Origin of the sequence: Mesorhizobium sp. LjRoot246 (assembly GCF_964254115.1) — a bacterium.
GTDB lineage: Bacteria > Pseudomonadota > Alphaproteobacteria > Rhizobiales > Rhizobiaceae > Mesorhizobium.
In genome coordinates, this window is sequence record NZ_CAXUSN020000001.1 from 919616 (window position 1) to 938216 (window position 18601).

General features: G+C 63.0%; 17 protein-coding genes. 3 read left to right on the top strand and 14 right to left on the bottom strand.

The window, feature by feature from the left end; genetic code table 11:
* Positions 1-24: 24 nt before the first annotated feature.
* Complete coding sequence (locus ACSQ3L_RS04285) at positions 25-1815, top strand: RNA-directed DNA polymerase (protein WP_436158808.1); 1791 nt, start codon at positions 25-27, stop codon at positions 1813-1815.
* Positions 1816-2437: 622 nt separating this feature from the next.
* Positions 2438-2950, top strand: coding sequence for a hypothetical protein (locus ACSQ3L_RS04290; protein ID WP_436158809.1), 513 nt, complete (start codon positions 2438-2440; stop codon positions 2948-2950).
* A gap of 886 nt (positions 2951-3836) precedes the next feature.
* Here ACSQ3L_RS04290 and ACSQ3L_RS04295 read toward each other — a convergent pair.
* The 7 genes from ACSQ3L_RS04295 to ACSQ3L_RS04325 form a co-directional block, all read right to left on the bottom strand.
* Positions 3837-5477: an ABC transporter substrate-binding protein gene (locus tag ACSQ3L_RS04295; protein ID WP_436158810.1), complete on the bottom strand. Its 1641-nt coding sequence runs from the start codon at positions 5475-5477 to the stop codon at positions 3837-3839.
* 381 nt (positions 5478-5858) lie between these two features.
* Positions 5859-6809, bottom strand: coding sequence for an alpha/beta hydrolase (locus tag ACSQ3L_RS04300; protein ID WP_436158811.1), 951 nt, complete (start codon positions 6807-6809; stop codon positions 5859-5861).
* Positions 6806-7486, bottom strand: coding sequence for an isochorismatase family protein (locus tag ACSQ3L_RS04305; protein ID WP_436158812.1), 681 nt, complete (start codon positions 7484-7486; stop codon positions 6806-6808). Before ACSQ3L_RS04305 ends, ACSQ3L_RS04300 begins: the two co-directional genes overlap by 4 nt.
* A gap of 284 nt (positions 7487-7770) precedes the next feature.
* Positions 7771-9075, bottom strand: a complete 1305-nt coding sequence (locus tag ACSQ3L_RS04310; RefSeq protein WP_436158813.1) for a M24 family metallopeptidase — start codon at positions 9073-9075, stop codon at positions 7771-7773.
* A gap of 137 nt (positions 9076-9212) precedes the next feature.
* Positions 9213-9830, bottom strand: coding sequence for a transglutaminase-like cysteine peptidase (locus tag ACSQ3L_RS04315; protein ID WP_436158814.1), 618 nt, complete (start codon positions 9828-9830; stop codon positions 9213-9215).
* A gap of 161 nt (positions 9831-9991) precedes the next feature.
* Positions 9992-11269: a polyhydroxyalkanoate depolymerase gene (locus ACSQ3L_RS04320; RefSeq protein WP_436158815.1), complete on the bottom strand. Its 1278-nt coding sequence runs from the start codon at positions 11267-11269 to the stop codon at positions 9992-9994.
* Between the two features lie 234 nt (positions 11270-11503).
* Positions 11504-11860, bottom strand: a complete 357-nt coding sequence (locus ACSQ3L_RS04325) for a septal ring lytic transglycosylase RlpA family protein (protein WP_436158816.1) — start codon at positions 11858-11860, stop codon at positions 11504-11506.
* Positions 11861-12169: 309 nt separating this feature from the next.
* Between ACSQ3L_RS04325 and ACSQ3L_RS04330 the strand changes: the two genes are divergently transcribed.
* Positions 12170-12346, top strand: coding sequence for a hypothetical protein (locus ACSQ3L_RS04330; protein ID WP_436158817.1), 177 nt, complete (start codon positions 12170-12172; stop codon positions 12344-12346).
* Positions 12347-12571: 225 nt separating this feature from the next.
* On the opposite strand, the gene ACSQ3L_RS04335 is transcribed toward ACSQ3L_RS04330, so the two are convergent.
* From ACSQ3L_RS04335 to ACSQ3L_RS04365, 7 genes are all read right to left on the bottom strand, one after another.
* On the bottom strand, positions 12572-13363 hold the full coding sequence (locus ACSQ3L_RS04335) for an ATP-binding cassette domain-containing protein (RefSeq protein WP_436158818.1): 792 nt from the start codon (positions 13361-13363) through the stop codon (positions 12572-12574).
* A gap of 10 nt (positions 13364-13373) precedes the next feature.
* Positions 13374-14150: an ABC transporter permease subunit gene (locus ACSQ3L_RS04340; RefSeq protein WP_436158819.1), complete on the bottom strand. Its 777-nt coding sequence runs from the start codon at positions 14148-14150 to the stop codon at positions 13374-13376.
* The gene (ssuD, locus tag ACSQ3L_RS04345) at positions 14147-15310 is read right to left on the bottom strand and encodes an FMNH2-dependent alkanesulfonate monooxygenase (RefSeq protein WP_436158820.1); all 1164 of its coding nucleotides are present in this window, start codon (positions 15308-15310) and stop codon (positions 14147-14149) included. Before ssuD ends, ACSQ3L_RS04340 begins: the two co-directional genes overlap by 4 nt.
* Positions 15311-15379: 69 nt before the next feature.
* Entirely contained in the window at positions 15380-16351 is a 972-nt protein-coding gene (locus ACSQ3L_RS04350; protein ID WP_436158821.1) for a sulfonate ABC transporter substrate-binding protein, read from the bottom strand.
* A gap of 239 nt (positions 16352-16590) precedes the next feature.
* Positions 16591-16776, bottom strand: coding sequence for a hypothetical protein (locus ACSQ3L_RS04355; RefSeq protein ID WP_436158822.1), 186 nt, complete (start codon positions 16774-16776; stop codon positions 16591-16593).
* A gap of 30 nt (positions 16777-16806) precedes the next feature.
* Positions 16807-17667: an ABC transporter permease subunit gene (locus ACSQ3L_RS04360; protein ID WP_436158823.1), complete on the bottom strand. Its 861-nt coding sequence runs from the start codon at positions 17665-17667 to the stop codon at positions 16807-16809.
* A complete protein-coding gene (locus tag ACSQ3L_RS04365; protein WP_436158824.1) occupies positions 17664-18437 on the bottom strand; it encodes a taurine ABC transporter ATP-binding protein in 774 nt (257 codons plus the stop codon). The genes ACSQ3L_RS04360 and ACSQ3L_RS04365 overlap by 4 nt, the downstream gene beginning before the upstream one ends.
* Positions 18438-18601: the final 164 nt, after the last annotated feature.

The window sequence follows — 18601 nt, forward strand, 5'->3', positions numbered from 1 at the left end:
TCATCTGATTGACGGTCAAAGATCATGAGCCAACGGTCCCCGAAATTTTTTCTGCGAGAAAAAATCATCGGACAGATTGTCAATTATGAGAGTTTGAAAAAAACTTGGAAGGAAAAAACCCACACTGATTTTCGAAGCTTCTTTCTGCCGGACCCGATCGATTACTTGGATGTGAACATTCAGATAGACGACATATGCAGGAGAATCGTCAGTAAAATAAAATCTGGGGAATACTCCGTTTCAGGAACAAAGCGGTATCTCGTAGAAAAATCAAAAGGCTTATGCAGGCAAATGACATTGCCGTCTGTAGAAGACGCTTTGACACTGCAATGCCTGGCGGACGCTTTCTGGCACGAGATAAAGTCTAAAGGCCCGTCCAAAAACGCTTTTTTTGAACCTAAGGATCACACCTTTTCTAAGGGCGTTGATGACATACCAGAATATGGCTCAATTAAAGCATGGTTGGATTTTCAGAAAGAAATTCTAGGATTTTCTAAGGAAAATAAATACATAGTAATCGCAGATATCGCCAATTACTACGACTTTATCGATTTCTCGCATCTCCGAAATGTAATTGTCTCAACCGTTACCATCAGAGAACCGATAATCGATTTCCTTATGTACATGCTTTCCGGCATGTGTTGGAAGCCGGACTACATGCCGACAAGAGATGTCGGAATGCCGCAAATCGACATCGACGCCCCGAGACTGCTGGCGCATTGCTTTTTGTTTGAGCTTGATGCGGTTGTGGAGGACATGCAATTCGCCAATTACGCGCGCTTTATGGACGATATCGATGCCGGTGTCGACAATATCGCGGAAGCAAAGAAAATAATAAAATCGATCGATCTGACCCTCCAAACGAGGCAACTCCGACTGAATTCCGGCAAAACTCGCATACTGACCTATCGGGAAGCCCGAAAGCACTTCAAAGTTCTTGAGAATAAAATTCTCGACGTATTTCAAAAGCGATATTTGGATAAGGACCCAGTGCTAGCGGCTAAGCGGCTACCTACTCTTTTGCTTAAATGGCATGCACGACGGGCCTTCGATGACGGAAACGGAGAGAAGATTTTAAAACGAATGTTTACCTTTGCGATCAAGAGCGGCGCAAAGATTGACAGGACTTTTGTATACGATGCGATCCGGCTGAGACCCAACATTCGCACCTCTGCATTTCGATACCTATCGCACGATGGTTTCACCGTTGACGATCTTGAAAAGATTAATGAAATTATCAAGGATGGCTACGTTTGTGACGATAGTTTTGTGATCGAGTACGCTAAGGCGGTCTCTATGGGTAAGGTGTCCAACGAGGCGGAATTTAGGAATAAGGCCCTGTCGACAGCAGAACTTATAGGGGCTGAAGGCTTCTACCAAATGTACGCCAGCTTAACTCTGTACTATAGATTCGCGGACGCAGCGCACATCCTCAATTTCTTGAAAAAACACGAGGCCGCATGGCGCCATGACGATCATCTAGGTCGTCTGGTCGGTGGCTTTATGCCGATAGCAAAACGGGATGACATGTACACCGAGTTCAGCAACATGATCTTAAACTCGATGAATCGAAGCGCGAAATCTTTGCAAGATTTCCATTATAAGATCAGAACGGACATGGCTTTTCTCTCACCGATTCTGAGCAAATTTTCGTCGCAGGACAAGAGTTTTCCGTGCGGTGTAAGGATGGGAAAATGGCTCGTTCTGCACAGTATCCTTCAAAATTCTGGGTTGCCGACCGAGAAGAAGAACAAGATAAGACTTGTATTTAAGGCATTGAAAAACCAACCTCACCTCACGATCGCTGGACTGTGAGGGCACGAACTTCAGAACTGCGATCGGACTGGATATCTCGGGGGCCAAACACGATGGCGGCGATCCACCGGCTGGCGCCGCATGTGAAGGGTCGGGCGCTTCTTGCCTTCTCCCCTGTGGGGGAAGGTCGATCGGCGCGCAACGCCGAGACGGATGAGGGTTGCTGGACGGAGTGAGGCGGTGGTGGTTCTGGTTTGCTGGGTGTCGTGACCGGTGACGTTTCGCCAAGATGGAATACCCCTCATCCGTCTTGCCGCTTTGCGGCAATCCACCTTCTCCCACAAGGGGAGAAGGGAAGATCGCAGGGCAGCAAATTCGGGTTCCTTCGAAGCCTTCGCCGACGCGTTCTTTGGCGAAGCATCAAACGTAAAAACCGCCTCGGCAGCGGGTCATTGGCGCAAATCAGCACCATAGGGAAATATGTAGCATAGCTGCCCTCTCCCTGTCAAGAATAAATTCCTATCGGCGCAAAAACCCACCGGCACAAAAGCTGCCGACACCGCTGGACTGGCCGTCCTCCGGCCTTTTGTTAAGCTGAGTTCGGAGCCCTGGAAAAGATCGCGCTCCCCTTTGACAACCCGTCACCCTGCCGTATCCTCCCGCAGCTTGGGGGAGATCTCAAATGCGTTCCACTTCCGACACCGCCGCCTCAATCGGCCTCGCCATCGGCGGCGCCTTCGGCCTCGCCGGCACCTTCGTCGCCAGCGCCCCTCTGCGCGAAACACTCTGGACGATCGACGGCGCGGCGCTCGTGGTCGCAACCGCGCTGCTGACGATGAAATACCAGCGGCTGGGCAATGACTGCGTCGCTGCCGGCTTCCTGACCTTCCTGGCCGGCGAGAGCCTGCTGCTGGCCGGCAATGCGGCGGGGCTGGAGGCCAGCGTGCCCTCCTATGTCGGCGGCATCTCGCTGTGGGCCGCCGCACTGATCATGGTCAGCGTGCCGAAGACTTTTGCCCTGTGGATGCGCCTCACCGCACTGGTGGCCGCCGTGCTGTTCGTCGTCTCGGCTTGCATGATCCTGTGGGGCGCGCCCTTGCTGCCGACCTCGGCGCCGCTGCCCGCCGCCGGTTATCCGTTCCTGGTGCTGACCTTTGTTGGCTGGATCTGGACGCTGCTGAGGGCGGAGCGGTGAGCTGGTCGGGACGCGCGCACCGACAGGCGCTGTCGCCGGACGTCGCCTTTTCAACGACGCAACGGGGCCGCACCAACCCTGAGTTGGTTGATCGCGCAGACTCGGAGCGGTAGAAAACTCGGGCGGCGGACCTTAATCAGTTCGCCAGTGGCCGGCGCGGGCTCAGGCAACTGCCTCACCGGCATTCGCGCCGGCCATCCGCGAGCGAAGCTTGCGCTTTACGAAGCCCCCTCATCCGGCCGCTTCGCGGCCACCTTCTCCCCGAGGGGGAGAAGAGGAGGCGTCGGCGCTGGCAGTCTCCTCTCCCCTCGGGGAGAGGGTGGCCGTAGCGAAGCGGAGGTCGGGTGAGGGGGCGGCGCCGACCTCTGGAGATCTTGCTCCGGCTTCGATCTTCGACGCAACGGGCATACCAGTCCGCACCAACCCTGAGTTGGTTGATCGCGCAGACTCGGAGCGGTAGAGAATTCGGGCGGCGGACCTTAATCAGTTCGCCAGTGGCCGGCGCGGGCTCAGGCAACTGCCTCACCGGCATTCGCGCCGGCCATCCGCGAGCGAAGCTAGCGCTTTACGAAGCCCCCTCATCCGGCCGCTTCGCGGCCACCTTCTCCCCGAGGGGGAGAAGAGGAGGCGTCGGCGCTGACAGTCTCCTCTCCCCTCGGGGAGAGGGTGGCCGTAGCGAAGCGGAGGTCGGGTGAGGGGGCGGCGCCGACCTCTGGAGATCTTGCTCCGGCTTCGGTCTTCCTGCCTTCACAACAGCTATCCCTCATCAGGTTTTGGCTTCGCGGAGGCTGCACGTTTGGGGAATGGCGTCCCCCGCTCCGTCCCGGCTTCGCCGGGCCACCTCTCCCCCACTCCCGTGGGGGCGAGGAACCCAAGTGTGCCGGCCTCAGCTTTCAATCCATACCTTCTCGAAATGCTGCTCCAGCGCCTGGTGCTGTTCGCAGCCTTCGACGCCTTTGCGGTAGGTCCGGTAGACCGAGCGCCAGTAGGGTTGGATGATGATGCCGCTATCACGCAGATTCTGCTCGATCTTGGCCATGATCTCCTTGCGCGCCTTGGCGTCGGGGGTCGCCAGCGCCTTGTCCAGCAGCGTGTCGAATTCGGGGTTGGCGTAGGCGCTTTCGTTCCAGGCGGCGCCGGATTTGTAGGCCAGCGCCAGCACCTGGACGCCGAGCGGGCGGCCGAGCCATTCGGTGCAGGAGAAGGGGTATTTGCTCCAGTCGTTCCAGAAGGTGGCGGCCGGCAACACGGTGCGCTTGATCTTGAGACCCGCCTCGCGCATCTGCGCGCCGATGGCGTCGCCAGTGCTCTTTTGCCATTCGACATCGACGGAGATGAGCTCGAACTCGTGGTCGGCCTTGCCGGCCTCGGCAAGCAGCTTCTTCGACTGGTCGACGTCGCGCTTGGCCGGACCGATATCGGCATATTCGGGGTGCATGGGGCCGACATGGTGGTTGTCGGCGGGCTTGCCGCGGCCGCCGAGGCCGAGCGCCAGCACGGCGGAATTGTCGACGGCGAGCTGGGCGGCGCGGCGCACCTTGACGTCGTCATAGGGCGCGTTGCCGACATTGAAGCGGGCGACGATGGTGGAGCCGGTGGCGATCTCGGAATTCATCAGCCCCATCGTCTCGGTCTGCGATACGGCATCGGAGGCGGTTTCGTGGTCGGTGTCGATCTCGCCGGATTCGAAGGCCGACAGCATGGCGTTGGGATCGGAGCCGTAATCGACCCATTTGATGCCGTCGAGATGGAATTCGCCCTTCCACCAGGGTTTTTCCTTGCGCTTCACCTCGGCACCGGTCTCGGCATCCCAGCTGACCAGCTCGCAGGGGCCGGTGGTGATGGCAAGCGCCTTCAGCGGGTCGGCGTCGCCCTCATAGGAGCGGTGCATGATCAGCGCCGGATAGTCGGCCATGCCGGCAATCAGCGAAATGTCGGGCTTTGGCAGATTGAGTTTGACCGTGAAGTCGTCAACCTTCTCGATGCCGCCGTCAACGACCTTCTTGGTGTCGGCATTGACCAGCGCGCCCATGCGCGCGGCGACCGAATTGCCGGCCGCGCCGGCATCGCACCAGCGGGTGAGGTTGTGGACGACATCGTCGGCGTTGAAGGCATCGCCGTTCGACCAGGTGATGCCCTTGCGCACATGCAGGGTGAGCGTCTTGGCGTCGTCGCTCGCCTCCCAGCTTTCGAGCAGCCAGGGCTCGAAGGAGAAGTCGGTGTTCCAGCGCACCAGATATTCGTTGCAGTGGCGGGCGACGTTGGACATTTCGACGCCGTCGAAGGTGCGCGGGTCCTTGAAACCCTTGACGTTCATGGCGACGCGCAGGACGCCGCCTTTCTTCGGCTCCGCCGCGCGGGCAGGGGTGGGGGCCAGCCCGCCCAGCGCCAACGCGCCGGCGGCGCTGACGCCGAGGCCGGCCATCAAGGCCAGATATTCGCGGCGGTTGATGCCGCCGGTCTTGAAATCGTCGGCGACGGGTTTGGCTTGCGGGTGCAATTCGCGGTCGGTCAGCATGAATTTCATCGTCGTTCCCCTATTGTTGGGCGCCCCGGCCGATCGACAGACGCGGGGGCGGACGCGACCGCCGGGACGCCATTTGCCGAAGACGATGATAGAGCGGGGTGACGTTGCGGAGTGTTCGGTTTTCCGCAGTGATTGTGCGGTGCTCCGCAGGGGTTAGGTACAGCCAATCTCCCCCCTTGAGGGGGAGATGTCCGGCAGGACAGAGGGGGGCGCCAAGGATCGCAAACCTTCGGTGTCCTGATTATTCAATATCCATTTGAGAGCACTGTCGAACTTGGTTGAGAAGTCGGCGGGACAGCGCCCCCCTCTGGCCTGCCGGCCATCTCCCCCTCAAGGGGGGAGATCGGCGCCTCACCGCTGGCGCCTTCCTTCCTCAGCGTCTCAATACGGCCACTCACCCCTACCCAGCGCGCCAACCGCGCCGATAATCCGCGCAAACGCTTCCGCCGCCGCCGGCACCGTGGTGCGGGCGCGGAGGAAGCTGTGCACCAGCCTCGGCTCCTCGTGCCACCACGCCTTGCCACCGGCGGAAACAATACGGTCGCGGTAGGTCTCGCCATCCGATGACAGCGGGTCGCATTCTGCCGTTACGATCACCGTTGGCGGCAGGCCGGAGAAATCGGTGTCGCGCAGCGGCGAGAAGGTCGGATCGTCGGGCGACTGCCGCCTGGTCGAGCGGACGTCGCGGTAGAAGGCGATGTCGGCCACCGATAGCAGCGGCGCCTCGGCGTGTTCGATGTAGGAGCCGGTGCTCTCGTCGCCGCCGAGCTCGGGATAGATCAGCACCTGCCCGATGGCGGCTCTGATATGGTGGCGCGTCGCCTGCGCGACGGCCGCGGCGAGATTGCCGCCGGCGCTTTCGCCGCACAGGACGAGCGGCAGATCGGTGGCCGCCACCGCCCATTCGAAGGCGGCGACGGCATCGTCAAAAGCGGCGGGGTGCAGGTGCTCCGGCGCCAGCCGGTAGTCAACCGACAGCACGTCGAAGCCGGTTCCGGCGCAGAGCTCGGCGCAGATGTCGTCATGGCTTTCGAGACCGCCGAGGATGAAGCCGCCGCCGTGATAGTAGACCACCATCGCCTTGGCGGCCTTGCCCGCAAACTGGTAACGCCGGACCGGGATGTCGCGGTCGGGGGCAGCGATCAGGCCGTCGCTGGCCTTGACGCCTGTCGGGCGGCCCTGGTGAAAGGCCCGGCTCATCCTGTCATAGACGGCGCGCTGCTTGTCGATCGGCAGGCCGATGATTTCGGGCGGATACCAGGCGTTGATGGCGTCGATATAGGCCCACAGGGCCGGATCGAGCCGTGTTTCGTATTTGCCGCGGGCAGTCATAGATCGGCGTAGAGCGCGGCCGCGTTGTCGAAGGTGAAGCGCAGCGGCACCGAGCCTTCGACCTGCCAGACGGTGACGGTCTCGCCGGCCAGCAGCCGGCAGGCGCCGTCCGTGTCGGTGACGGCACCGCCATAGAGCCGGTTGGCGAGGTTGAGAATGCCGGTCTGGTGCATGGCGGCACTGCCGCTGCCGCAGGCGTCCTTGACCAGCAGCACGCGAAAGCCTTTTGCTACCGCGTCCTTCACCGACGCGTCGATGCAGGCCTCGGTCCAGACGCCCGCAACGACCAGCCATTCGATGCCGGCCGACTTGATGTCGCGCGCCGCTGGCCCGGTGCGGAAGGCACTCGCCTCGGCCTTGATCAGCAGCGTCTCGCCGTTGGCCGGCGCCACCTCATGGCAGATCTCGGTCAGCGGATCGCTCTTGTCGGAAAAAGCCGACTTGCCGTCCTCATCGATCGGATGAAACGGCCGGTCCTGGCTGTCGAGATCGACGATATAGGCCCAGTGGTAGAGCGGCACATGGTTCTGCCGCGCCGCCGCCTGCAGGCGCTGGACGTTGGCGAGGATCGTTGCGTAGCCGTCGACGAGGTAGCGCGGGTCCTGCCGGTGCTCTTCCTGCAGGTCGATGAAGATCGCGGCCACGGTGTCGCGCTTGATGGCGATGGGGGTTTTCATGCGGCGCCTGCGTCATGCATGGGTGGAGCGATCCAAGACGCTTCCATATGCCAGTGGGACAGCACCCCCCTCTGCCCTGCCGGGCATCTCCCCCGCAAGGGGGGAGATCGGCCGTCGCGAATGCCTTCGCCAATCACCAGAGTTGCAGGAAAAAGCGCCGCAGGCGACGCTGCCAATCTCCCCCCTCGCGGGGGAGATGTCCGGTCCACCCTCCGCAGCTGCTGCGGAGGACGGGCAGGACAGAGGGGGGCGCGAAGGAATGAGGCGCTCGTTGATTGCCCGCATCAAACCTGCGTCTCCAAAAACTCATCCTCATAGGGAAAGCGCGACAGAAGCTCGGTGCCGGTGTCGGTGATCAGGATCTCGTCCTCCAGCTTGACGCCCTCGCGGCCGCCCTTTTCGCCGATATAGCTTTCCACGCTGACCACCATGCCTGGCACGATATGGCCGTCGCGGCCATAGGTCTCGTAATCCATGGCGTGCGCGATGAACGGTGTCTCGCCATGCATGCCGACGCCGTGCATGACCGAGGTGTAGCGCTGGTCGACGAAACGATCCGGGATTTTCCACGCCTTCTCGGCGATCTCGCGGAACGCCATGCCGGGTTTGACGATCGAAATGTTGTGCTGAACCTGGTCGTGCGCCATGCGGTAGAGCGACTTCTGGTAGGGCGTCGGCTTGCCCGGCCCGCAGCGGAAGGTGCGCGAGAAATCGGAATAATAGCCGTAGCAGCCGATCGTGTCGGTATCGAGCGCCAAAAGTTCGCCGGGCCGGATCTTGCGGCCGCTGGCCTCGTTGAACCACGGGTTGGTGCGCTGGCCGGAGGTCAGCAGCCGCGTCTCGATGAACTCGCCGCCCTGGCGGATCACCTCGCCATACATGATGGCGAACAGGTCGTTTTCGGAGACGCCGGGCTTGATCGCCTCGCGCACCGCATAGACGGCGGCCTCGGCGCCGGCCATCGACACCTGCAAGCATTTTACTTCCTCGGGCGTCTTGACCGCGCGCACCGCCAGGATCTCGCCCTGGCAATCGCGGACATCGCAGCCGCGCTTTTCCAGCGCCAGCGCCTGCAGGTGGCTGCAACGGTCGAGGCCGAGCTTCATCGAGCCGCCGCCATGTTTTTTCAAAAGCTCGGCGATCTCGTCGGCGAAGGGGCCGGCGGTCTCGTCGTCGCGGCCGGAGACCGACGACCAGACGAGTTTTGAGGGACGCGCCTCGTCGATCGTGTCGAGCACCATGGAGACATGGTAGCTCTGCGGGTATTCGAACAGCACGATCGGCCCGTCGGTCGGGATGAAGAAATAGCGGGTCGAGTTGCGCAGGAAATAGCCGAACATGTTGCGCGAGCCGGTGGCGTAGCGCTGGTTGTAGGGATCGAACAGCACGACCCCGCCATAGCCCGCCTCGCGCATCCAGCCGCGCAGCTTGGCCAGCCGGCCCTTGCGCAGCGCGTCGGCATCGATGAAGGAGGGCTCGGTGTCGGACAGCCACATGCCGCCGGCCGGATCGGCCGCGGCAGGGTGGCGCATGCGCTCCTTGAAGTCCACGTCTTCGGTGCTGTCGGGGTCGAATACGACGATGCTCATGGTGCGCCTGGCCTCGGGTGGGTTGCGAGGTCGGAGCATGGCGCAGGCGGGGCGCAGAGATTATGCGGAAAACCGCGTGTGTTGTGCGGAATGCCGCTGGAGGCTGGTTGCGTCGCTATCCTTCTGTCGTGCAGAAACTACTGAACCGCGCCGACCAGGACCTGCTGGCCACCGCGGATCGAAACCCAGCGGCCGGTGTTGTCGATCGCCTGCCGCTTGAGGAAGCGGTAGCCGGTCGCGTCCCATGGCTTGACCTTGTCGGTCAGATTGTCGAGCACATAGTCGCCCTTGTCGGTGCGCACCGTCAGCACGGCGTGGCCCTCGCCGTCGGGCTTGCGCACGACGGTGATCAGAAGATCGGCCAGCGAGATGCTCATGCGCGAAAGCTGGCGCCGCTTTTCCAGCACATAGTCCTCGCAGTCGCCGACGCCCTTGTCGGGATAGGCCCAGACTTCGTCCTTGCCGTAGATGTCCATGTCGCTCATCGGCTTGACGGCGGCGTTGACCCTGGCGGTGACATTGAGAAGTTTGCGCATCAGCCCGTCGGTCATCGCGGCCGGCGCCAGATTTGACGGGCGGATCGAGCATTCGCCGGGATGCAGCTTGCAGAAATCATAGTGGCCGATCGGCTGCGAGGTCATGCCCCCGGTCGCCATCGCTCCGGCCGCCAAAGCCGGTGCCACCCAGCCTCCCACTGCTGCCAACCCGGCCGCCGCAAACATGCGCAGCCGTCGCGCCATCGATGAGGAAATCATTGTCCCCGCTCACCCTTTGTTATTAACGAAAGGTTAAGGGGGTTTTACAGTCCGTGTCAATTACGACGTCGGTCGGAGTGTCAGCATGGTTACCCGAGGGGCTGGACAGCGGCACTTGTGCAACAGAATCGGCACAGCTGCGCGGTTTTGGGCGACATGCACTATTTCTTGGCGGTACGGACCAGCTTCGGCTTCACCGCAACCCGGTTCTGGCGGCCATAGCTGGTGATGAAGTCGACGATGCGCGGCACGATTTCCGAGCGGAAGCGCGAGCCGTTGAACACGCCGTAATGGCCGACCGCCGGCTGCATGTAGTGAGCGTGCCTGTCAGCCGGGATGTTGGGGCACAGATCATGCGCCGCCTTGGTTTGGCCGAGGCCGGAAATGTCGTCGTTCTCGCCCTCGACCGTGAACAGCGCGACGTTGCGGATCGCTGACGTATCGATCCGGGTGCCGCGATGCGTCATCTCGCCCTTGGGCAAGGCCTGGCGCACGAAGACGGTGTCGACGGTCTGCAGGTAGAATTCCGCCGTCAGGTCCATGACCGCCAGATACTCGTCGTAGAAATCGCGGTGCTTCTCGGCATTGTCGCCATCATGCTTCACCAGGTGCATGAAGAAGTCCTTGTGGGCGATGATGTGGCGGTCGAGGTTCATGCTCATGAAGCCGGAAAGCTGCAGGAAGCCGGGATACACCTCGCGGCCGAAGCCCGGCACCGGCCAGGGCGCCTGCATGACGACATTGTCGCGGAACCAGTCGATGCCCTTTTCCTGTGCCAGCAGATTGACCGCGGTCGGGTTGCTGCGGGTATCGATCGGGCCGCCCATCAAGGTCATTGTCGAGGGCACGAACGGATCGCCCTTGGTTTCCATCAGCGCCACGGCGGCCAGCACCGGCACCGAAGGCTGGCACACCGCCATCACATGCGTGTCGGGTCCCAGCGTGTGCAGCATGTCGATGACATAGTCGATGTAGTCGTCGAGATCGAATTGGCCCGCGGCAAGCGGCACCATGCGGGCATCGACCCAGTCGGTGATGTGCACGTCGGCATGGGGCAGCATGGCTTCCACCGTGCCGCGCAGCAGCGTCGCATAGTGGCCCGACATCGGCGCCACGATGAGAAGCTTGGGGTCGGGCTTGCGCCCGGCTGGGACGGCGCGCTCGAAGCGGACGAGATTGCAGAACGGCTTCGACCAGACGGTTTTTTCGGTGACCTCGACGTTCTTCCAGTCGACCACGGTCTTGTCGAGGCCGAAGGTCGGCTTGCCGTAGCGGCGCGTGGTGCGCTCGAACAATTCGGCGGTCGCCGCGATCGAACGGCCCCAGGGCGTATGGGAAAACGGATTGAGCGGATTGGTGTAGAGCAGGCGCACCGCGTCGGCATAGAGGCGCGCGGGCTGCACGGCGGCGTGGTTCATTTCATAAAGCTGGTAGAACATCGAGAACCCCGCTGCTGCCTGCGACCGAAGGGACGACGAGCAGCGCCGAGCCCTAGATGTCTCGCGGGGAAGTTAACAACTAATTGCTGCGATGCAATACGTCACGCGGCGTGACCAATGCTTCTTTCGTTCAAGGCCCTGTGAATCCGCCCTGAACGGCGCGAGCCGGCTCAGTGTGCAGCTGCGAAATGTGTAGGTAATGTGTCCGGCCGATTTCGCCGGACACGGGAAGCTCTAGACGCGCGCCATGCACACGGACGTGTGGCCGGAGCCGATGAAACCGAGCTGGCCGGCCGCGCCCTTCGACAGGTCGAGCACGCGCCCCTTGATGAACGGACCGCGATCGTTGATGCGCACGACGACGCTGCGGCCGTTGTTCTTGTTGGTCACTCGGAGCTTGGTGCCGAACGGCAAGGTGCGGTGGGCGGCGGTCATCGCCGAAGGATTCATGCGCTCGCCCGATGCGGTCTTGGAGTGCAGCGCATACCACGAGGCACGGCCGCAGTTGGCCGCGCTTGCCGAAGATGCGCCGGCCATCAGGCCAGCAGCGATCGTTACCGCGACAAGCGCGGTCTGATTTAGGTTCTTCATATTTGAGGGATGGCTCCGTTTTTGACAGACCCCAGCCGTTAGGTGGAGAATAAGGCAGGAAATACGGCAATGATCTGGCGGTTCCGTGGCGAGATCACACGTTTGGAGTCACTGGGTAACAGTCTGTCAGGGATTTTCCGGCGCGCGATGATCAGTCGATCATGATCTTCGTGCCGATGTCAGGGATTTGTTTGACAAGATCACGCACGAATATCCAAGTAAAATGTGGCGCACCAGGGCCACTTCCTTTGGCTCATTCATCGCGGCCTCAGCGCCGCAACAAAACGACTTCGAAAGGGAGATCCGGCAATGAGGCGGACCAAAAATCTGCTGGCCTTGATTGTGCTTGCCATCGGCGCGCTGTGGTCGCTGCAAGGCATCGGCGCGATCGGCGGCAGCTTCATGACCGGCCAGTCGCAATGGCTCTATATCGGCCTCGTCACGATGCTGGTCGGGCTGATCGGGCTGGTGTGGGCGAACCGGTAGGGGGTGAGCTGTAGAACGAGAGGCGGCGATCTGTGGCGCCCCCCTCTGTCCTGCCGGACATCTCCCCCTCAAGGGGGGAGATTGGCTGCCATCTCTGCTTTCGCCAAAGTCCCATCATTGAAGGAGGAGCAGCGAGGCCGACGCCGTTGATCTCCCCCCTTGAGGGGGAGATGCCCGGCAGGGCAGAGGGGGGCGCTGTCCCGCCGACGTCTCGGAGGTTTGCTCCTACCCGAACAGCCGATCCAAAATCCTGCCCTCCAACCGCGCAAGCTCCACCGAACCGCGACGGCGCGGCCGTTCCACCGGGACATCCAGGTCAAGCGCGATCCGGCCTTCGCTGATCACCACGACCCGATCGGCCAGCGCAACCGCTTCGGCGACATCATGCGTGACCAGCACCGCGGTGAATTTCTGGGCGATCCAGATGCGTTCCAAAAGCTGCTGCATCTCGATGCGAGTCAGGGCGTCGAGTGCGCCGAGCGGCTCGTCGAGCGCCAGGATCTGCGGATGGCCGACCAGCGCGCGGGCCAGCGCCACGCGCTGCTTCTGGCCGCCGGACAGCACCGAGGGCCATTCGTCGGCACGATCGGCAAGCCCGACTTCGCCGAGAATGTCGAGCGCGCGGTGCCTTGCTTCGATGCCGATGGCGATGCCGGTCAGCCCGACCTCGACATTTTCCACCACGCTGGCCCAAGGCAGGAGCCGTGGCTCCTGGAACATGAAGCGGGTGCGGCTGTGTCCTTCCTCTTCCACGCCGAATGTCAGCGATCCCGAGGTCGGCCGGTCGAGCCCGGCCAGCAGTCTCAGCAGCGTGCTCTTGCCGCAGCCGCTCTTGCCGATGACGGCAACGAACTGCCCGGCCGGCACGTCGAGATCGATGCCGTCGAGCACGGTCTTGTCGCCGAAGCGCTTGCCGGCATGCCTGAAGGCAAAGGCGCGCTGTCCTTCGACGGAACCGATCGGCCGCCCCGGCGTGGCGACGAACGAACGGGCTGCGGTTAGGCTGGCGGCTGTCATGGGCAACATCTCATCCGTTCTGGAAGGCCGGATGCCAGCCGAGCGACAGCCGCTCGAGCAGGCGGGCGAGGCTGTCGGCGAGCTTGCCGAGCAGCGCATAGATCAGGATCGACAGCACGACGACATCGATCAGCAGGAATTCGCGTGCCTGCATGGCCATGTAGCCGAGGCCGGAACTGGCCGAAATGGTTTCGGCGACGATCAGCGTCAGCCACATGATGCCCAGGGCATAGCGCAGGCCGACGAAGATCGCCGGCAGCGCGCCGGGCAGGATGACGCGGAAGAAGAGTGCTGACCGGTCCATGCCGTAGACGCGGCCCATCTCGACCAGCTGCGGGTCGACGCTCTGGATGCCGAGCAGCGTGTTGACATAGATCGGAAAGAACACGCCGAGCGCCACCAGGAACAGCTTGGCTTCCTCGTCGATGCCGAACCACAGGATGACCAGCGGGATCAGCGCCAGATGCGGAATGTTGCGGATCATCTGCAGCGTCGTGTCGGTCAGGCCGCGGCTGAGCGTCGACAGCCCGTTGGCAAGGCCAAGCGCAAAGCCGATCGAACCGCCGACGGCAAAACCGGCAAGGGCGCGCGCGGTCGAGACGCCGATGTTGCGGATCAGCTCGCCCGACAGCGTCAGCCGCCAGAAGGCCTCGGCGACCGCGCTTGGCGCGGGCAGCACGTTGGCCGGCATGACGCCGGCACGGGATGCAATTTCCCAGCCGGCAACCACCAGCGCTGGGAGCAGCCAGCCGATGCCATTGCTGCGCAGGCGCGTGGAAAAGCTCATGACGAAGCCTGCAGGCGGCTGGCGCCATGGAAGCCGACCGAGAATTCGTTGGCGATGTTCTCATGCGCCCGCTGCCGCCTGGTGCCGAGCCCGAGGCGAGGGAATAAAAGCTCGGCGACGCGGTAGGCTTCCTCGAGATGCGGATAGCCCGAGCCGATGATGGTATCGATGCCGATCGCCTGGTATTCGCGGATGCGCTCGGTGATCTGTTCCGGCGTGCCGACCAAAGCTGTGCCGGCGCCGCCACGCACCAGCCCGACGCCGGCCCACAGATTGGGCGAGACGACCAGCCTGTCGCGGCGTCCGCCATGCAATTGCGCCATGCGGCGCTGGCCGACCGAGTCCATCTGGGTGAGGAAGCGCGCCTGCGCATTTTCGATCTGGGCGTCGGTGACATGGCTGATCAGCCGGTCGGCGGCGCGCCAGGCTTCGTCCTCGGTTTCGCGCACGATGAAATGCAGCCTGATGCCGAAGCGTAGTTTTCTGCCGCGCAGCGCCGCTTTTGCGCGCGCCGCGGCGAGCTTCTCGGCGACTTGGGCCGGCGGCTCGCCCCAGGTCAGATACATGTCGACGAGGTCGGCGGCGAGGTCCTGGCCCGCGTCCGACGATCCGCCGAAATAGAGCGGCGGCCGCGCCTGCGCGGGCAACAGGTCGAGGCGGCCATTCTCGACGCGGTAATATTTGCCGTCGAAATTGACGCGCTCGCCGGATACCAGGCCGCGCCAGATGGTCAGGAATTCATGCGCCTGGGCATAGCGCTCGTCATGCGGCAGGAATACGCCGTCGCCGGCGAGTTCGGTCGGGTTGCCGCCGACCACGACATTGAGCAGCAAGCGGCCATTGCTCAGCCGGTCGAGAGCGGCGGTCTGGCGCGCGGCAAAAGTCGGCAGCGTCACGCCGGGTCGCAGCGCGACCAGGAATTTGAGTTTCTCGGTCAGCGTCGCGAGGCCCGTCGCGGTGATCCAGGAATCCTCGCAGTTCTGACCGGTCGGCAACAGCACGCCGGGAAAGCCAAGCCGGTCGACCGCCTGGGCGATCTCCTTGAAGTAGCCGAATTCGGGCGGCCGCTGCTGCTGCTCGGAGCCGAGATAGGAACCGTCGCCATGCGTCGGGATGAACCAGAAGAAATCGAGTGGTGCGGTGCTGGCGGGCGCGGTCATGACGGACCTCTTGGAAGGTGCAAACGCAAATGGCGCCGGGCGTCTTACCCGGCGCCATCGAGGAAAAAATCAATTGCCAGGTGCGGTCCACACCGCGTCGGAGATCCGCACCGCGTTCGGGATCAGCCCGAGTTTGAAGAAGCGGTCGGCGGTCGCCTGCTGGCCGGCGATGATCTCGTCGGTGATCGGGAAGATGCCGAATTTGGTGCGGTTGGCGGCGATGATCTGCGCGTCGAGCGGCACGCCGGTGACCTCATGCAGCGCCGCGGCCACCTTGTCGCGATTCTGGTCCGCCCATTTCGCCGCCTCGCCAAGAGCCGATATGGTCGTGGTGACGGTTTCGGGGTGGGCCTTGGCGAAATCCTTGTTGGCGAGGAAATAGGTATTGACCTTGAGCACCTCGCTGGAACGAGCCAGCACGCGCGGCTGGTAGCGCGTCTCGGCGATGGCGAAGAAAGGATCCCAGACGCTCCAGGCATCGATCTGGTCGCTGGCGAAGGCGGCGGCGGCATCCGCCGGGCTGAGATAGACCGGCGTGATCTGGTCGAAGGGAATGCCGGCCTTTTCCAGCGCGGCGACGAGCAGATTGTGCGCGCTGGTGCCCTTGCCGACACCGACGCGCTTTCCCTTGAGATCGGCGACCGACTGGATCGGCGATGCCGGCTTGACGAAAATCGCCTCGCCCTCGCCATTCGACGGCAGCGCTGCCGCATAGACGATGTTGGCGCCGGCCGACTGGCCGAAGATCGGCGGTGCGTCGCCGGTCCAGCCGACATCGATGGCGCCGACATTGAGCGCCTCGACCAGCGGCGGTCCGGCGGTGAACTCGACCCACTTCACCGTCACGCCCTTGTCTTCAAGCGCCTTTTCGATCACCTGCTGCTGCCTGGCGATCACCGGCAGGCCGGTCTTCTGGTAGCCGATGCTGAACTGCTTTAGCTCCTGCGCCGTGGCACTGAGCGACACGGCAACGCCTGCCGCCAGCAGGCCGGCGCCGATAGCGCGCCGGGTCAGATTGAAGCGCTTGGTCGGATTGAACATGATCCCTCTCCTTGGCTGCGGACCGGCGCCGGGAAATGGCCTCGCCGGTTGGAAGATGGATCAAGCTAGGTAGTTCTATAAAATTAGTAGAGGAATGACTTTGCGAGTTGCCGTGAGAGAATGGAATTATTTTCTGACGCAACCCGGCGTTCGTCATCCTAGGGTCTCCGTGACGTCGCTTCGCTCCTGCTCCGCCCTAGGATGACGAAGACGCGGGGGTAGCGGAAAGTCGAATCCCCTCACTGCGACCAATACTGCCAGGCCCAGTAAAAACTCTCGTCGCGCGGCGGCAGGCGGTCGCGCTCGGCGTCCAAGCGGACCGGCGCCGGCGATTTGTGTTGCTGTTCGGGCGGCTGGCTTTCCCTGGTCCTGGCGAGAAGCCAGTTGCCGACATGGGCGAACAGCACGGCGGTGGAATGGGTCATCGTCATTCTCTCCTGCTCTTCCGGTTTCAATCACTCCCGTCCGGCCCAGGGAACGAGCACGCGCTCGATCCTGCGGATGGCGAATTCGAGCACGAAGGCGATGGCCGCGATCACCAATATGCCCATCACCACCACGTCGGTGACGAGGAACTGCGCGGCCGACTGGATCATGAAGCCAAGCCCGCGCGTTGCCGCCACCAGTTCGGCCGCCACCAGCGTCGACCAGCCGGCGCCGAGCGCGATGCGCAGGCCGGTCAGGATCGACGGCAGCGCGCTGGGCAGGATGACGTGGCGGACCACTTGTGCTCGTGTCGCGCCAAGCGAGCGCGCCGCGTTGATGCGTTCCTGCGAGACGCCACGAACGCCGGACGCGGTCGACAGCGCCACCGGCGCCAGCATCGCGATGGCAATCACCAGGATTTTCGACGGCTCGCCGATGCCGAACCAGATGATGACCAGCGGCAGATAGGCAAGCGGCGGGATCGGCCGCAGGAATTCCAGCAACGGATCGAAGATGCCGCGGCCCACCGTGCTGATGCCGATGGCGAGGCCGACCGGCACGCCAATGGCAAGGGCGGCGACCAGCGCGGCAAACACCCGGCCCAGACTGGCGACGGCGTGCTGCAGCAGCGTCGCATCGACGAAGCCGTCGCGGGCGACGGTGATGAATTTGGTCCACACGGCGGCAGGCGACGGCAGGAAAACTGGCGACACCAGTTGCAGGCGGGCCGATAGCGCCCACAGAGCCAGTACCACCAGAATGGTCACCGCGCTGACCGCGCGGGCAGAAACGCCCTTGCGTTTCGGGCTGGGCCGCGACCATGGCACCGACAGGCTGTCGGCCTCGTCGATCTTGTGTCCCGGCCGTTCGGTGTAGGAGGTAACAGTCATGCCGCCTCTCCTTCGAAGATGGCGTCGGTCAGTTCGCCGCGCGCCGCGGCGAAGGCCGGATCGGCCTTGATGGTGCGAATGGCCTCGCCGGAGGCATAGCGCCTGGAGAAACCGGGTTCGAAGGTCCGCACCACGCGGCCCGGACCGGGCGCCAGCACGACGATGCGGGTGGCGAGCACCAGCGCCTCCTCGATGCCGTGCGTCACCATCAGCACGCCGACATCGCTTGCCGTCCACAGATCGAGCAGCGTCGTCTGCATGCGTTCGCGCGTCAGCGCATCGAGCGCGCCGAGCGGTTCGTCGAGCAGCAGGAATTCGGGTTCGGCGGCGAGCGCCCTAGCGAGGCCGACACGCTGGCGCATGCCGCCGGAGAGCTCCCAGATGCGCTTGTCGCCGGCAGCGGTGAGCTTCACCAGCTCAAGCAATTCATCAGCGCGGCGTGCCCGCTCGGCTGGCCTGACACCGCGCAGCCTGAGCGCGAAGGCAACGTTTTCGCGCGCGGTCAGCCATGGAAACAAAGCATCGTTCTGGAACACAACCGCGCGGTCAGAACCCGGCGCGGTGATCGGCTCGCCGTTGATGGAAGCCGTACCGCGCGCCGGCGCGACCAGGCCGGCGGCGACGTTGAGCAGCGAGGTCTTGCCGCAGCCGGAACGGCCGACCAGCACGACGAAATCGCCCTTGGCGACATCGATCGACACCCGTTCGACGGCAGGCTCTGCCTGCCCGTCATAATGGATCGAGACTTTGTCCAGTACGAGATGGGGCATGGATACCTCGTAGTTCTGGAGCATGATTCCGAAAAGTGGCATCCGGTTTTCGGAAAAGATCATGCTCAAACGAATGGATAATCCGTCTGCCCCGGCCCTCGTCAGCGGATCCGGGGCAGGCGGCACGCGGCGTCAGGGAAGAAGATCCGCGCGCGTCCAGTTGT

Excerpts from the sequence above, each read along its gene's own strand:
- ACSQ3L_RS04285 (WP_436158808.1), top strand. The coding sequence starts at position 25 with ATGAGCCAACGGTCCCCGAAATTTTTTCTGCGAGAAAAAATCATCGGA.
- ACSQ3L_RS04290 (WP_436158809.1), top strand. The coding sequence starts at position 2,438 with ATGCGTTCCACTTCCGACACCGCCGCCTCAATCGGCCTCGCCATCGGC.
- ACSQ3L_RS04295 (WP_436158810.1), bottom strand. The coding sequence starts at position 5,477 with ATGAAATTCATGCTGACCGACCGCGAATTGCACCCGCAAGCCAAACCC.
- ACSQ3L_RS04300 (WP_436158811.1), bottom strand. The coding sequence starts at position 6,809 with ATGACTGCCCGCGGCAAATACGAAACACGGCTCGATCCGGCCCTGTGG.
- ACSQ3L_RS04305 (WP_436158812.1), bottom strand. The coding sequence starts at position 7,486 with ATGAAAACCCCCATCGCCATCAAGCGCGACACCGTGGCCGCGATCTTC.
- ACSQ3L_RS04310 (WP_436158813.1), bottom strand. The coding sequence starts at position 9,075 with ATGAGCATCGTCGTATTCGACCCCGACAGCACCGAAGACGTGGACTTC.
- ACSQ3L_RS04315 (WP_436158814.1), bottom strand. The coding sequence starts at position 9,830 with ATGATTTCCTCATCGATGGCGCGACGGCTGCGCATGTTTGCGGCGGCC.
- ACSQ3L_RS04320 (WP_436158815.1), bottom strand. The coding sequence starts at position 11,269 with ATGTTCTACCAGCTTTATGAAATGAACCACGCCGCCGTGCAGCCCGCG.
- ACSQ3L_RS04325 (WP_436158816.1), bottom strand. The coding sequence starts at position 11,860 with ATGAAGAACCTAAATCAGACCGCGCTTGTCGCGGTAACGATCGCTGCT.
- ACSQ3L_RS04330 (WP_436158817.1), top strand. The coding sequence starts at position 12,170 with ATGAGGCGGACCAAAAATCTGCTGGCCTTGATTGTGCTTGCCATCGGC.
- ACSQ3L_RS04335 (WP_436158818.1), bottom strand. The coding sequence starts at position 13,363 with ATGACAGCCGCCAGCCTAACCGCAGCCCGTTCGTTCGTCGCCACGCCG.
- ACSQ3L_RS04340 (WP_436158819.1), bottom strand. The coding sequence starts at position 14,150 with ATGAGCTTTTCCACGCGCCTGCGCAGCAATGGCATCGGCTGGCTGCTC.
- ssuD (WP_436158820.1), bottom strand. The coding sequence starts at position 15,310 with ATGACCGCGCCCGCCAGCACCGCACCACTCGATTTCTTCTGGTTCATC.
- ACSQ3L_RS04350 (WP_436158821.1), bottom strand. The coding sequence starts at position 16,351 with ATGTTCAATCCGACCAAGCGCTTCAATCTGACCCGGCGCGCTATCGGC.
- ACSQ3L_RS04355 (WP_436158822.1), bottom strand. The coding sequence starts at position 16,776 with ATGACCCATTCCACCGCCGTGCTGTTCGCCCATGTCGGCAACTGGCTT.
- ACSQ3L_RS04360 (WP_436158823.1), bottom strand. The coding sequence starts at position 17,667 with ATGACTGTTACCTCCTACACCGAACGGCCGGGACACAAGATCGACGAG.
- ACSQ3L_RS04365 (WP_436158824.1), bottom strand. The coding sequence starts at position 18,437 with ATGCCCCATCTCGTACTGGACAAAGTCTCGATCCATTATGACGGGCAG.